This window comes from Nocardia sp. NPDC059195 (assembly GCF_042754695.1).
Classification (GTDB): Bacteria; Actinomycetota; Actinomycetes; order Mycobacteriales; family Mycobacteriaceae; genus Nocardia.
In genome coordinates this window covers 13,600-26,508 of sequence record NZ_JBHZBG010000002.1, presented here as the reverse complement: position 1 = coordinate 26,508, position 12,909 = coordinate 13,600, and the positions used below count along the sequence as shown (strand labels likewise).

At 66.7% G+C, this 12,909-nt stretch carries 11 protein-coding genes; 4 read left to right on the top strand and 7 right to left on the bottom strand.

Annotated elements, in window-relative coordinates; translation table 11 throughout:
* Positions 1-126: 126 nt before the first annotated feature.
* The gene (locus ACFXKN_RS02815) at positions 127-753 is read right to left on the bottom strand and encodes a DUF305 domain-containing protein (protein WP_378945998.1); all 627 of its coding nucleotides are present in this window, start codon (positions 751-753) and stop codon (positions 127-129) included.
* The gene (locus ACFXKN_RS02810) at positions 750-2,405 is read right to left on the bottom strand and encodes an LVIVD repeat-containing protein (protein ID WP_378946003.1); all 1,656 of its coding nucleotides are present in this window, start codon (positions 2,403-2,405) and stop codon (positions 750-752) included. Before ACFXKN_RS02810 ends, ACFXKN_RS02815 begins: the two co-directional genes overlap by 4 nt.
* Positions 2,406-2,632: 227 nt before the next feature.
* Here ACFXKN_RS02810 and ACFXKN_RS02805 point away from each other — a divergent pair, with 227 nt between their 5' ends.
* Positions 2,633-4,381 carry a BCCT family transporter gene (locus tag ACFXKN_RS02805; RefSeq protein WP_378946008.1) on the top strand — a complete coding sequence of 583 codons (1,749 nt, stop codon included), beginning with the start codon at positions 2,633-2,635 and terminating at the stop codon, positions 4,379-4,381.
* On the opposite strand, the gene ACFXKN_RS02800 is transcribed toward ACFXKN_RS02805, so the two are convergent.
* Together ACFXKN_RS02800 and ACFXKN_RS02795 are read right to left on the bottom strand one after the other, a co-directional pair.
* A complete protein-coding gene (locus tag ACFXKN_RS02800; protein WP_378946011.1) occupies positions 4,378-5,298 on the bottom strand; it encodes a 3-methyladenine DNA glycosylase in 921 nt (306 codons plus the stop codon). The two genes, ACFXKN_RS02805 and ACFXKN_RS02800, sit on opposite strands and share 4 nt — an antisense overlap.
* Before the next feature lie 46 nt (positions 5,299-5,344).
* The gene (locus tag ACFXKN_RS02795; protein WP_378946014.1) at positions 5,345-5,551 is read right to left on the bottom strand and encodes a hypothetical protein; all 207 of its coding nucleotides are present in this window, start codon (positions 5,549-5,551) and stop codon (positions 5,345-5,347) included.
* A gap of 21 nt (positions 5,552-5,572) precedes the next feature.
* On the opposite strand from ACFXKN_RS02795, the gene ACFXKN_RS02790 reads away from it, so the two are divergent.
* A complete protein-coding gene (locus ACFXKN_RS02790) occupies positions 5,573-6,415 on the top strand; it encodes an acyl-CoA thioesterase domain-containing protein (RefSeq protein ID WP_379432262.1) in 843 nt (280 codons plus the stop codon).
* 100 nt (positions 6,416-6,515) lie between these two features.
* Here ACFXKN_RS02790 and ACFXKN_RS02785 read toward each other — a convergent pair whose 3' ends face one another.
* The gene (locus ACFXKN_RS02785) at positions 6,516-7,166 is read right to left on the bottom strand and encodes a TetR family transcriptional regulator (RefSeq protein WP_378946022.1); all 651 of its coding nucleotides are present in this window, start codon (positions 7,164-7,166) and stop codon (positions 6,516-6,518) included.
* 123 nt (positions 7,167-7,289) lie between these two features.
* Between ACFXKN_RS02785 and ACFXKN_RS02780 the strand changes: the two genes are divergently transcribed.
* Positions 7,290-8,078, top strand: a complete 789-nt coding sequence (locus tag ACFXKN_RS02780; protein WP_378946025.1) for an SDR family oxidoreductase — start codon at positions 7,290-7,292, stop codon at positions 8,076-8,078.
* A gap of 224 nt (positions 8,079-8,302) precedes the next feature.
* Positions 8,303-9,907: an FAD-binding protein gene (locus ACFXKN_RS02775; RefSeq protein ID WP_378946032.1), complete on the top strand. Its 1,605-nt coding sequence runs from the start codon at positions 8,303-8,305 to the stop codon at positions 9,905-9,907.
* Positions 9,908-10,249: 342 nt separating this feature from the next.
* On the opposite strand, the gene ACFXKN_RS02770 is transcribed toward ACFXKN_RS02775, so the two are convergent.
* Both ACFXKN_RS02770 and ACFXKN_RS02765 read right to left on the bottom strand, forming a co-directional pair.
* Positions 10,250-11,314 (bottom strand): hemolysin family protein, encoded by a 1,065-nt coding sequence (locus ACFXKN_RS02770; RefSeq protein WP_378946035.1) that lies wholly within the window; start codon positions 11,312-11,314, stop codon positions 10,250-10,252.
* Positions 11,307-12,662 carry a hemolysin family protein gene (locus tag ACFXKN_RS02765; RefSeq protein ID WP_378946038.1) on the bottom strand — a complete coding sequence of 452 codons (1,356 nt, stop codon included), beginning with the start codon at positions 12,660-12,662 and terminating at the stop codon, positions 11,307-11,309. The genes ACFXKN_RS02770 and ACFXKN_RS02765 overlap by 8 nt, the downstream gene beginning before the upstream one ends.
* Positions 12,663-12,909 lie beyond the last annotated feature (247 nt).

The window sequence follows — 12,909 nt, the reverse complement described above, 5'->3', positions numbered from 1 at the left end:
CGTTCCGCGGTCTTTCGCACAGAGCGCGGGCGAAGGCACAGGTACGACAACCTGGACGATTGATGACCAGGACTTCAGGTAAGCATCGCCCGAGAGCCGATCTGCGCCAGGGCCTGTCGATCTTGATCAGGAGGTGGGCCGGGCACCCCGGAGGTCCAGGAGCATGCCGAGGTAGCCCAGTTCCTGGCTTTGGGACTGGGCCATCGCGCGAGCGGCCTGTTTGACGGGGCCCGAGGTGAGGAGGGTGTCGGCGGCGCGGGCCATCGTGATGCCGCCTGCGTGGTGGCGGTACATCAGTTGCAGGAAGAGTGTTTCGGCGTCGGCCGCGCGGGCCGCGGCGAGGGCGTCGAGGTCGGCGGTGGTAGCCATGCCCGGCATCGTGGCCGAGGCCGTGGTCGAGTGCTGGTGGGTGTGTGCCATCCAGGTCATCGGGACGGCGGCAGTGGGTGCGGCGCGGGCGAGTTGGGTCCAGCCGAGCAGCGTGCCGATCTCCATCCGCTGGGTGTCGGCGATCTGGTCGGCCAGTCTGCGCACGGTGGGGTCGGCGGCCGGGTCGAGGCGTTCGGTGAGGATCAGCGCCTGCTGGTGATGGGCGGTCATGTCCTGGACGAAACCCAGCTCCGTCGCGGTGAGAACCGGAGCGGGCGTGGCTGTTTCGGTGACGAAGAGCGGCCGCAGGGCGGCACCGAGCGCCAGCAGGAACAGGGCGGCGGCGCCCGCGAACGCCAGGCGGATCACCCGGTTCACGGTCACGACCCGACCGTGGACTGCTGATTCGCGGGCGGTGTGTACACCTCGTTGTCGAGTTGCAACACCATGAACCCATTGTCGGAACAGGTGACATACAGCTGATCGCCACGCCACTCCGGCGGCGACAGACACCAGTCCGTGGACAGGTCACCGAACGCGATATCGCCGGCTCGGGCGGTCAGCACCTGCGCCGGATCGAACAACCCCTCGGCCATCGACCGCAGTGCCGCCGGGGCGCTCATCACCGGAATCCCGATGATCGAGGCCAGCGCGTGGGGCGAGTTCCAGATCTCGAGGTTGCGCCCGGTGCGGGCAGGCGGGTTGAAGTAGGCGATCTCGCGGATGTCGCCGGGGTCGCGGACGTCGAAAACCCGGATACCGGAGGAGATCCAGCCGCAGGCCAGCGCGGTCGGGTTGTCGGGGCGGTCGGCGGTGCAATAGTGCGATTCGTAGGCGAACGCCGAACCACCCATCGACGAACCGATACCGGCGTCGATATTGTCGGGCAGGTTGATCTCGAGTTTGATCTTCGCGGTGATGCGGGGCGCGCTGTCGTCGGACACGTCGATGAGTTTCACCCCACCGGAACCGCCCTCGTCGACGGTGAACAGATGTGCCACGCCGTCATAGGTCACGGGCACGCTGTGCTGGGTTGCCCAGCCGTCGGTCCAGAAGGTGCGGCCCAGATGCGGCACGTGCGGATTCGGGTCGCGCCGCTGCACCGCGCTCACGTCGAGCACGGTGAATCCGCCCAGCGCGGAGATATAGAGCCGGTTCCCGTCGGGACTCACGCCGAGCCCGTGTGCCTCGATCCCCGTCAGTCCCTGCCAGATCACCCGCGGATTCGCCGGATCGGTGAGATCGATCGCACTGAGAAATCCGGGCACGAGGCCCGACGCCCAGTACGTGCGTCCATCGGGTGAGAAGCCGCCTTCGTGCGTCGTGATCGGCAGTGGCATCAGCAGATTCGAGCCCGTCCCCGGATTGAGCAGCCGCGGATGTGCGCAATCGGAGATGTCGTACACCGACAGGTATCCGGCGCCGATGCCCACCGGCACGCCCGTCCCGACGAGCAGTTTGCGAGTCGTGTTGACCTTCAACGTCTCCCATGTCCCGGCCAGCATGGCGGGCTCGGCGAGCGTCGCGGTGTGCCGCGGCTCGGTGGGATCGGAGACATCGAGGACCTGGACGCCGGGGTGCTCGCTGAGCATGTTCCCAGGGAAGAAGGTGCCGACGTAGGCGCAGTGCTCGAAACTGGTGGAGGTGATGCCCGCGCCCCGGCCGGTATAGCCCCCGATCATGGACATGTTGCAGCGATAACCCTGGGTGCTGCGGCCACTGTCTCGGTCACCGGCGGGCACGTCACCCTGCAAGCCGGTCTCCGGCAGCGAACCAGGCCCGCAGTCGGCGCGTGGCACCGCCGTTCGACCCACCTCGAGAAATTCCTGCACCGCGCCGGTCAGGTCCGCGCCGAAATCCGCTGACGCACCCGACGGCAGGCCGAGCGCCACGAGTGCGGTGATCGCGGCCGCTGCCACCAGTCGCACCAGTGAATGTCGCCGGTCAGGGGGTTGCAATGTGCTTGCCCCTGGTCGGCTCGGCCGGATGGTGGCCTCGGCGTCGAACGGTGTGTCGGTGCGCGGTTCCGATGGCATCGTTGCCCTCCCGAATCAATGATGCGGACAACACAACTGGCTCAGACAGTTGTGCCATGAAACGAATGGTATGCCGGACGAATGATTGCGGAGGGGTGTTTCGGGGAACAGGGTGTTGGGCGGGCTCGTGCTTACCTAGGGTGTCCGCCGATACGCTGTACGGTTGCTCTGCACGACCAGCGTCTGTCAAGGCGGGGAGTTTCCGCGCTCGGAGAGGACTCGGATCCATGTCGAACGATGTCGTAGGAAGTTCCGGTGGCACACCGCCGCCCGGAGGATCGGTAGCGGGTTGGTCGCCAGGGAAACCCAGGCTGGATCTGCTCATCTTCTGCGCCACCGCGATCGGTGCACTCGCCTTCGTCGCCTGGGGTGTCTTCGACGACGAGAGCCTCGCCTCCGCGGCGAGCACCGCTCAGAAATGGGTCATCACCAACACCGGCTGGTTGTTCGTGCTCACCGCGACAGCGTTCGTGTTCTTCGTGATCTGGCTGGCGATCAGCCGCTACGGCCGGATTCCGCTGGGCGCCGACGACGAGAAACCCGAATTCCGCACCGTGTCATGGATCGCGATGATGTTCAGCGCGGGCATGGGCATCGGTCTGATGTTCTGGGGTGTGGCGGAACCGCTGTCGCACTTCGTGAATCCGCCGCCGCACACCGCCGAGCCCGGTTCACCGGCAGCCGCCGAGGTCGCCATGGCCACCACGCTGTTCCACTGGACACTGCACCCGTGGGCGATCTACGCCGTCGCGGGTCTGGCCATCGCCTACGGCACATTCCGAAAAGGCCGCTCGCAGTTGATCTCCGCGGTGTTCCGGCCGCTGCTCGGTCGCCACGCCGACGGCATCGGCGGCCGTGTCATCGACATGATGGCGATCTTCGCCACCCTGTTCGGCTCGGCGGCGTCCCTCGGTCTCGGGGCGTTGCAGATCGGCGCGGGCATGGAATTCAACGGCTGGATCGACAGCATCGGCAAAATCGGCCTGGTCGCGATCATCTCGGGCCTGTGCGTCGCCTTCGTACTGTCGGCGGTGTCCGGTGTCGCGCGCGGCATCCAGTGGCTGTCCAACATCAATATGGTGCTGGCCCTGGCCATCGCGGCCTTCGTATTCATCGCGGGGCCGACGCTGTTCATCCTCAATATGCTGCCGACCTCGCTCGGCGACTACATCGAGAGCCTGCCGACCATGGCTTCGCGCACCGGCGCCGGTGACGAGGCGATGCAGACGTGGCTGTCGAGCTGGACGATCTTCTACTGGGCCTGGTGGATCTCGTGGACGCCGTTCGTCGGCATGTTCATCGCGCGGATCAGCCGAGGGCGCACCATTCGCCAGTTCGTCACCGGCGTGCTGCTGGTGCCGAGCGTGGTGAGCCTGCTGTGGTTCGCGATTTTCGGCGGCGCCGGCATTGCCGAACAGACCAAAGACGGTGCGCTCACCGAAGCAGACGGCTCGGTGGACTCCAACTTCGCGCTGTTCCACCTGCTCGACCAGTACCCGATCACCTCGGTGACCACGGTCGTCGTGATGATCCTCGTCGCCATCTTCTTCGTCTCCGGCGCCGACGCCGCCTCCATCGTGATGGGCACCCTGTCCGAACGCGGCAATATCGAACCGTCGAAGTGGGTCGTCATCTTCTGGGGCGCGGCCACCGGTGCGGTCGCCGCGATCATGCTGGTGATCGCCGATTCCGACGATCTCGGCGGCGCTTTGACCGGCCTCCAGGCGTTGACCACGGTGGTGTCACTGCCGTTCCTGGTGGTGATGGTGGCGATGTGCGTGTCGCTGTACAAGGACCTGCGTGACGACCCGCTGATCGTGCGCATGGATCGAGGCATCGAACTGGTCGAGGTCGCTGTCGACCAGGGCACCGAAATGCACGACGGAGATTTCGCCCTCGTCACCGAACCGTCGGCGGAGGAGGCGGAAGGTCCGACCCTCGACAAGGGCGAGCCCCGGTCCGCTGATCGAGGCTAGTCGGTAGCGTCGAATCCGGCCTGCGCTGAGGACAACTCGGCGCAGGCCAGTCGCATGCGGTCTCGCAGTGTGTCTGCGGATTCGGCAATCGCTGCTTGGGCGCGGACGTAATCGGCTCGGCCGGTAGGGGTTTCGATGCAGACCGGTTCATAGCCGAATTCGGACAGGTCATAAGGGCTGGCGCGCATGTCGAGTTCGCGTGCGGTGCAGGCGAGTTCGAAGCAATCGAGCAGCAGATCCGAGGGGATCAGCGGGGCGAGTTTGAAACCCCATTTATAGAGATCCATATTCGCGTGCAGACACCCGGGCTGTTCGCGCGCCACTTGGTCTGCGCGCGTGAGCGGCTCGGCATTGCGCCCCACCGCCTCCGGCGTGAAGAACCGAAACGCGTCGAAGTGCGTGCACCGCAACGACATCGACTCCACCACCGCGTCGGTGCCCGCCGATCCGAGCCGCAACGGCACCTGCTGATGGCGCACCTCGTCCGTGCGGTAAACCATCGCCCACTCGTGCAGCCCGAAGCACGACAACTGTGCCGGGCGTTGTGCGGTGGCCGCGAGCAGCCGGGAGACGAACTCGATCGTCTCGCGCCGCTTCGCCAGATATGCCGGATCGGCAGTGAACACGCCCCGCTCCTGCGCAAGCTCGTAGTACCCGCGCGCCCCCTTGTAGTCGCCCGCATCGCGCAGCCCGATCCCGAACCCCGGATGCCAGCGGCGCAACTGCGCGGGCTTGTTGCCATAGTAAGTAAACAGAAAATCCACGACCGGATGGGCGGTGCCCGCCGCCCGCCGCTCGAGATACGGCCCGACCAGCCGATCGAGCCGGTCCCGGTGTGCGCGAGCCGCGGCCTGCCACTCCGTGACCGGCAATATGCGCAGGTCAGTGGGGTGGTCGAGGTAGTCGGGGGTGCTCACCTAGCCATTGTCCCGCACCGGCGAGGAACCTCTGAACCGGCCTGAATCAGGGTTCGGTGCGCGCCAGTTGCAGAAGCTGGGAGTTGTCGACTCCGCGAATGTGGACCCGGTCGGCCTCGTGCGCAACGATGATCAACTTGCGGATGCACTGGACAGGGCCAGATTCGAGCGTGCGGAAGACCTCCGCAGCCAGGCGTTCGCGCACACGATCGGGGAGGGCAAGCTTGATCGAGGCACTCGCACCTTCTCGCATGCTATTGATGGGCGGTTCACTATGACGTTGTCGCTGCAGATTCCGACCCCGCTCGGGGACGTGTGCCTCGAAGAGGACGGCTCCGGGTTCCGGTCGGAGATGCCGCCCGAATTGTGCTTCCAGGGATTGGGTTTCGGCGGGTACTCCGCGGCGGTGGCCGCGTTGGCCGGGTTCACGCGGATGCCCGGTCGCGCATTGCGAAGTATGCACGCGGTGTTCACCGCGCCCGCCAAGCCGGGCAGATTGGAGGTGGCGGCGCGCGTGCTGTCCACCGGCCGCAGCAGCGGACTGTGTGAGGTCACGCTCGAACAGGGAGGTGCCCTGGTTCTGACCGGCTTGGCCTGGTTCGTCGACCCGCGGATGATGAACGGCCCCGCGGGCACCGCCACGCAGCCGATCTCCTACGACGGCTGCGACAGCGTGCCGTGGGTCACCGAATTGGCGCCGTTTCTGAAAGGACTGAACGTGCGGGCGGTCGACTACCCGCTGACCTACGACGACTTCCATGATGGGCAGGCCCGTGTCGCGATGTGGGCGGTACCGGACGCCCCCGCTGGGGCGGATCCGCGAATCGCCGAGATCTCCGGGCGCCTGACCGACATCATGTTCTTCGATGCGTTTCTTCTGGATGCCGGAATGCGGACCGAGTCTCCGCAGACCCGCATGATCAGCCTGGATCTGTCCGTCATCTGGTCCGCAGGACATGAGGCACCCGCTCCCACTCTGTTGGAAGCCGACGGACGAATCGACCACAAACTGGCCACCATGCAAGGGACCCTGCGCGGCACGACCGGGCCCGCGCGGGCATCGGCTACCTCCCAATGCCGCGTTTTCCGGGCCCAGCGCGAAAGCCTCGATTCGTAATGCGACACCGGTAACCGTGCTCGCCGATGTCCTTGTGCAGAGGTTCGGGGCTGTGCGGGAACTGTCCACGTTGGTGGAGGTCTGCGGCGCATCGGCAATGTCATGTCATCCGAGCGCCGCGCGACACGACGCCAGGTGCGCTGACGGGAGCGGCGAGTGATCCGGCGAGCATATCGATGATTTCTCCCCAAGCCCGCGCATTCCCGGCCCGTGCGTCGCCCGCTTCCGCCGCACGTTCGTGATCGGCCAACAGTGCGAAAAGCATGGTGGTCAACGCCCGCAGCCGCCGCTCGCGCAGCCGCGGTGGCAAGGCGGTGAGCTCGCGGTCGAGGCCGGCCATGATGACGCGCACCGAAGTGCGCTCCGCAGTACCGAGATTGGCCGCATCGGAGAGCACCGGATGCGGGTGGATCTGTTCGAGAAATCGCGCGTAGTGCCGAATTCCGTGCCGCTCGCCGAGCTCGAACATCGGTACCGCGAGGGCTTCGAGTAGTCCGTGCACGCCTGGCGGCCGACCCGAACCCGCTTGTTCGGCGAGCAATTCCAGCCGCCGCACCTCCAACGTCGCCAGCCGGAACTCGACCACCGCTTCGATGAGCCCGTCGCGGGATCCGAAGTGATACTGGATCGCCGAATTGTTCCGCTGACCTGCGGCAGCGGCGATATCGCGCAGCGGTACCGACCGTCCGTGCTCCGCGATCAGGCGTTCCGCCGCGACGATGATGCGTTCCCGCGCTGCTGTTGCTGCCACAGTCCGCACAGTAGCCGTTCACCAGTAAGGATGAGAACTAGTCCTTGACAGTTAAGAGTATGCGCTTAAAACTGCTGTGTGACCGCAGCCACATGCGGCCATCTCAGAGAGGAAACTTGCGCCATGATCCTGGATGCCTTCCGACTGGACGGTCGCGTTGCCATCGTCACCGGAGCGGGCCGCGGCATCGGCGCGGCCACCGCGCTCGCGCTGGCCGAAGCCGGTGCCGACGTTGCCATCGCCGCCCGCACCCCCGAGCAACTCGACGAGGTCGCCGGGAAGATCCGGGCACTCGGCCGCCGTGCTGTCACCGTGCCGGCCGACCTTTCCGACCTGGCCGCGGTGAAAGCCTTCGCCGACACCGCTGCCGCCGAACTCGGCGGCATCGACATCGTGGTCAACAATGTCGGCGGCACCATGCCCAATACCTTCCTGACCACCTCCCCAGAGTTTCTGGAGGAGGCTTTCCGCTTCAATGTGTCCACCGCGCACGCCCTCACCCAGGCCGCGGTGCCGCACCTCTTGAAATCGGACGGCGCATCGGTCGTCAGCATCTCCTCGATGTTGGGCCGAACCGCCGGCCGTGGCTTCCTCGCCTACGGCACCGCCAAAGCCGCCCTCGCGCACTGGACCCGGCTGGCCGCCACCGACCTGTCCCCGCGCATCCGCGTCAACGCCATCGCGGTCGGCTCGGTCCTCACCTCCGCACTGGATGTCGTCGCGGAGCAACCGGAGATCAAGGCCGCCATGGAAGGCGCGACCCCGCTGGGTCGACTCGGCGAACCATGGGAAATCGCGGCTGCCATCGTCTACCTCAGTTCGCGTGCGGGCAGTTACGTCACCGGCAAGGTTCTCGAGGTGGATGGCGGCATCGAAAGCCCCAATTTCGAAATCGGCCTGCCTGACCTGTGATCCACTCCCGCACAAAGGATCTGATATGACCTACCGCGTCATCCAAGGGAGCACCTGACCGCCACCGACCTTCCCTTGACTACCGGCCGCAGGCTGATGTAGCCGGGAATCGAGGCTCGATCCGGCGACTCGACGCCTGCCGAATCTAGAACACGTTATAGTTCGACTAGAACACGTTACAGTCGGCGGCGATGCGGTCGGCCTCTGCTCGAAAGGTGATACAAGTGCGTGCCTGGGATGATGCAGCCGATGTCGTGGTCGTCGGATACGGCGGGGCGGGGGTGGCCGCGGCGCTGGCCGCGCGGGAATCCGGCGCCGAGGTCTTGGCCGTCGACCGGTATCTGGGTGGCGGTGCCACGGCACTGTCCGGTGGCATCATCTACGCGGGCGGCGGCACCTGGGTGCAACGCGACGCGGGCATCGACGACGACGTCGACAATATGCTCGCGTATCTGGAGGCTGAGGTCGGTGACGCCGTGAGCGCCGCGACGTTGCGCCGATTCTGCGAGGAATCCCCGGCGATGATCGACTGGTTGACCGAGCACGGCGTTCCTTTCCAGCCCTCGGTGTGCCCGTACAAGACGTCCTACCCGACCGATGACTACTACCTGTACTACTCGGGCAGCGAAAACTCCGGTGGCTACCGGGATCTCGCGAAGCCGCGCCAACGCGGTCACCGCGCCCACGGTCCCGGTGTCTCGGGCAAGGCGCTGTTCGGGCCGCTGGCGGAGTCGGCGGCCGGGCACGGCGTTCGCGTCCGGACCGGTACCAGGGCTACTCGGCTCGTGGTCGAGGACGGGCGTGTGACAGGGATCGAGGTGGTCACGATCGACGGCGCGCCCGCGGCGGTGCGCCGTCGTTTCGCCGCCCTCGCGCGGCTCTCGGCGAAACCTGGTGTGTATCACCAGGGTTTGCGCCGGGCGGTGGAAGCGCTGCTGGCTCGGATCGAGCGCAAATACGGCCGGCCGGTCAGGATCCAGGCGAAAACCGGCGTTGTGCTCACCACGGGTGGGTTCATCGCGAACGGGGAGATGGTCGCTCGGCACGCCCCCGCGTATCCGTGGTCGCAGGGACTGCCGCTGGGCAGCGCCGGTGACGACGGCAGCGGCATCACCATGGCGCTCGACATCGGCGCGGCGAGCGGCAAGATGGACGCGCTCTCTACATGGCGTTTCATCGCTCCGCCCAGCGCCTTTTTCGGCGCTGTCGCGGTGAATTCCCTTGGCCGCCGCATGATCGACGAATCCCGCTATGGCGCGGCTTTGGGCGCGGCCATCGCCGCCAGTCCTGGTCACCGCGCCTGGTTGCTCGTCGACGCCGAACTCGAGGCCGAGGCCCGCAGCCAGATCGGTGCACAGTCGGTGTGGTTCCAGCGAATGCAGACCGAGCGTTTGCTGCGGATCGGGCGCGTCTCCGGCAGCACCGTCGAAGAGGTTGCCGCACGTGCCGGGATCGACCAGTCCGCGCTGCGCGAAACCGTGGACGCCCACAACCGGGCCATCGAAGACGACCGCCCCGATCCGCTGGGTAAGCCCGACGACATCCGTCGTCCGGTTCGCACCGGACCGTTCGCCCTGCTCGACATCTCGTTCAAGGCGCGGGTCTCCTATCCCATGCCGATGCTCACCCTCGGCGGTCTGCTGGTGGACGAGGACACCGGGGCTGTGCGCACCGAGGACGGGGGAGTCGTCGTTGGGCTCTTCGCCGCTGGGCGTGCGGCGGTCGGGGTCTGTTCGAACTCCTACGTCAGTGGGCTGTCGCTGGCCGACTGTATTTTCTCCGGGCGCCGGGCGGGCACCCATAGTGCCCAGCCGCTACTGCGCAAGTGAGGACACCAGGGTAGGACCAGCGCCAGACCGGACGGTCGTTTTTACGAACGGCCTAGCCTGACGCACCGGTCGGCCGAGGGTCCGCAGGGACGCGGGACGAACATCGAGCCGACAGATGACGTCGATGCTGCGGCCGTACAGAGGTCGCCGTCCGGCTGGCGGACGGCGGCTACGACTACACCCTCGTCGAGGAGGACTTCGGACGCAGCATCCGGGTCACCGATCCCGACGGTGTCGTCATCCAGATCCAGGAGATCGACCCCGAAACCGTTCGCCGCTCGCAAGCTCGGCTCTGACCCGGACGTGCGGCCCGGCGCCCTGGTGCGGCGCCGGGCACGGAACTCAGTCGGCGATGCGGTGGGTTCCGTCGCGGACGGTGCCGACGAACTCCTCGATCAGGTCCTCCAGGGCGACCACACCGACGGTGTTGCCGCGACTGTCGACCACCCGTCCCAGATGGCTACTGGTGCGGCGCAATCGGGCCAGCGCTTCGTACAGCGGAGTCCCGGTGCTCACGGTGGGCAACGGGCGGATATCGGTGCGGGGGATGACGGTGTCCGGGCCCGCGTGGTCGTCGGCGACCTCGTCGAGGACGTCCTTGATGTGCAGGTACCCCACCAGGGAGCCGTCGGAGGCGCGGACCGGGTAGCGGGAGAACCCGGTTTCGGAGACCGCTGCTTCGACCTCGCCGAGGGTGGTTCCGCTGCCGATCAGTGGCACCGATCTGGCTCGGGCCAACGGCACCATCACATCGCCGACGACCTGATCGGAGGTGCCGAGGGCCTGGGTGAGCCTGCGGTGTTCCTCCTCGTCGAGGAGTCCTTCGGAGCGGGATTCGCCGATCATCTCGGCCAGTTCCACCGTCGATACCGTGGCGTCGAGTTCGTCCTTCGGCTCGATCCGCAACATCCGCAGCGTCATATTGGCGGCGAGGTTGTACAGCGCGATCAGCGGTCGGGCGATCCGCAACCACATCAGGTGGATCGGCACCAGCAGCAGCGCCGAGCGTTCCGGACCGGCGAGAGCGATGTTCTTGGGCACCATCTCGCCGAGCAAGATGTGCAGGATCACCACGATGGTCAGCGCGAGCGCGAAGCCGACCGGGTGCAGCAATTGCTCCGGCAGACCGAGCAATTCGAACGGACGCTCGATCAGGTGCGCGATCGCGGGCTCGCCGACCCGGCCGAGCAGGATCGAGCAGATGGTGATGCCCAGCTGGGCCGCGGCCAGCATCATCGACAGGTTCTCGCCTGCCTCGATCACCGTCTGCGCCTTCTTCTTCCCCTGTGCGACAAGGGCTTCGAGGCGGTCGCGGCGGGCCGAGATGAGCGCGAACTCGGCGGCGACGAAGAACGCGTTGCCCGCCAGGAGCAGGACGGTCAGCAAGATTCCGAACAGATCACCCATGAGTGTGCTCCCGTGCGGAGAGGTTGGCCGCGTCGACGGGGATCAACCGCACCCGGTCGATGCGTCGTCCGTCCATGCGTTCCACCCTGGCGATCCAGCCGCCACCGGCGCCGCGCGATGCGGGCAGCACCACTTCGTCAGCGGTCACCGGGATGCGGCCGAGCTTGGTCAGTACCAGCCCGCCGAGGGTTTCGTATTCGCCCTCGGGTGCGTCGTAGCCGGTCGCGCGCGACACCTCGTCGATGCGCAGCAGACCCGAGCAGTCCCAGCCGTCGGAGACCCGGCGCACATCGCGTTCCTCCTCGTCGTGCTCGTCGCGCACGTCGCCGAGGATCTCCTCGATCAGGTCCTCCATGGTCACCATGCCCGCGGTGCCACCGTATTCGTCGACGACCAGCGCCACCTGCATGCCGTCGGCGCGGACCCGTTCGAGGACTTCGTCGCCGTCGAGGCTGGCGGGCACGATCGGCACCGCGACGGCCAGCTTGCTGAGCGGGATCTGCTTGCGCAACTCGCCGGGATGGGTGAACGCCTGCTTGACGTGCACCACCCCGAGCGTGTTGTCGAGGTCGCCGTCGATCACCGGGAACCGGGAGTAGCCGGTGCGCGCGGAGGCGGTGATGAGATCGGCGATGGTGTCGTCGCGGTCCAGCGATTCGACCTTCACCCGCGGTGTCATCAGGTCCTCGGCACTGCGTTCACCGAATTCCAGCGAGCGGTCCATCACCAGCGCGGTGCGCTGATCCATCGCGCCACGCATGGCGGAGGTGCGCACCAGTGAGCCGAGTTCCTGGGGCGAGCGGGCCGAGCGCAATTCCTCGGCGGGTTCGATGCCCAGTCTGCGGACGACCCAGTTGGCGGAGCCGTTGAGGAAGCGGATGAGCCACTTGAACAGTGCCGAGAACCCGACCATCGGGCCCGCGGTGAGGCGGGCCACCATCATCGGCTCGGCGATGGCGATGTTCTTCGGTACCAGTTCGCCGTAGATCATCGACAGCGAGGTGGCAATGATCAGGGCCAGCGCCAGTGCGATGCCGTGCGAGGCGCTTTCGCTCACACCGATGCCGCTCAGCAGCGGATCGAGCAGGCGGGCCAGCACGGGTTCGGCGATGAAGCCGGTGATCAGGGTCGTGATGGTGATACCGAGCTGGGCGCCGGAGAGTTGGAAGGACAGGGTGTGATGGGCCTGTTTCACCAGTCGTGACCGGGTGTCACCCTCGCGGGCGGCCGCTTCGACGGTGCTGCGTTCCAGTGCGGTCAGAGAGAACTCGGCGGCGACGAACAGTGCCGTTCCGAGGGTGAGGGCTACGAAGCCGAGCAGGCTGAGCACGGTCAGAACGATGGACATCCTCAGCACCACCCGAGTGGTGCGGCAGGGAAACCGGGAGATCGAACAGAGGCTGCGGAAAGGAGGACGCCGGGTTTGTCACCCGGCTCCGTAGAGGAGCCCTCCTGTGTGGCGCCCTTGGACGCGGGTGACAACTGGATCCTTTCGAGGCGGGGGTAGAGCAGGTGCCGTGATCGGCAACCCCATAGTAATCCGTGCCCACCCATGAGGTGTCAGCGGCGGCGCCCGGCGACGACGACGGCGGCCG

Bases quoted from the DNA above. Each gene is read 5' to 3' on its own strand.
- ACFXKN_RS02810 (WP_378946003.1), bottom strand. From the start codon at position 2,405: ATGCCATCGGAACCGCGCACCGACACACCGTTCGACGCCGAGGCCACC.
- ACFXKN_RS02805 (WP_378946008.1), top strand. From the start codon at position 2,633: ATGTCGAACGATGTCGTAGGAAGTTCCGGTGGCACACCGCCGCCCGGA.
- ACFXKN_RS02795 (WP_378946014.1), bottom strand. From the start codon at position 5,551: ATGCGAGAAGGTGCGAGTGCCTCGATCAAGCTTGCCCTCCCCGATCGT.
- ACFXKN_RS02790 (WP_379432262.1), top strand. From the start codon at position 5,573: ATGACGTTGTCGCTGCAGATTCCGACCCCGCTCGGGGACGTGTGCCTC.
- ACFXKN_RS02780 (WP_378946025.1), top strand. From the start codon at position 7,290: ATGATCCTGGATGCCTTCCGACTGGACGGTCGCGTTGCCATCGTCACC.
- ACFXKN_RS02770 (WP_378946035.1), bottom strand. From the start codon at position 11,314: ATGGGTGATCTGTTCGGAATCTTGCTGACCGTCCTGCTCCTGGCGGGC.
- ACFXKN_RS02765 (WP_378946038.1), bottom strand. From the start codon at position 12,662: ATGTCCATCGTTCTGACCGTGCTCAGCCTGCTCGGCTTCGTAGCCCTC.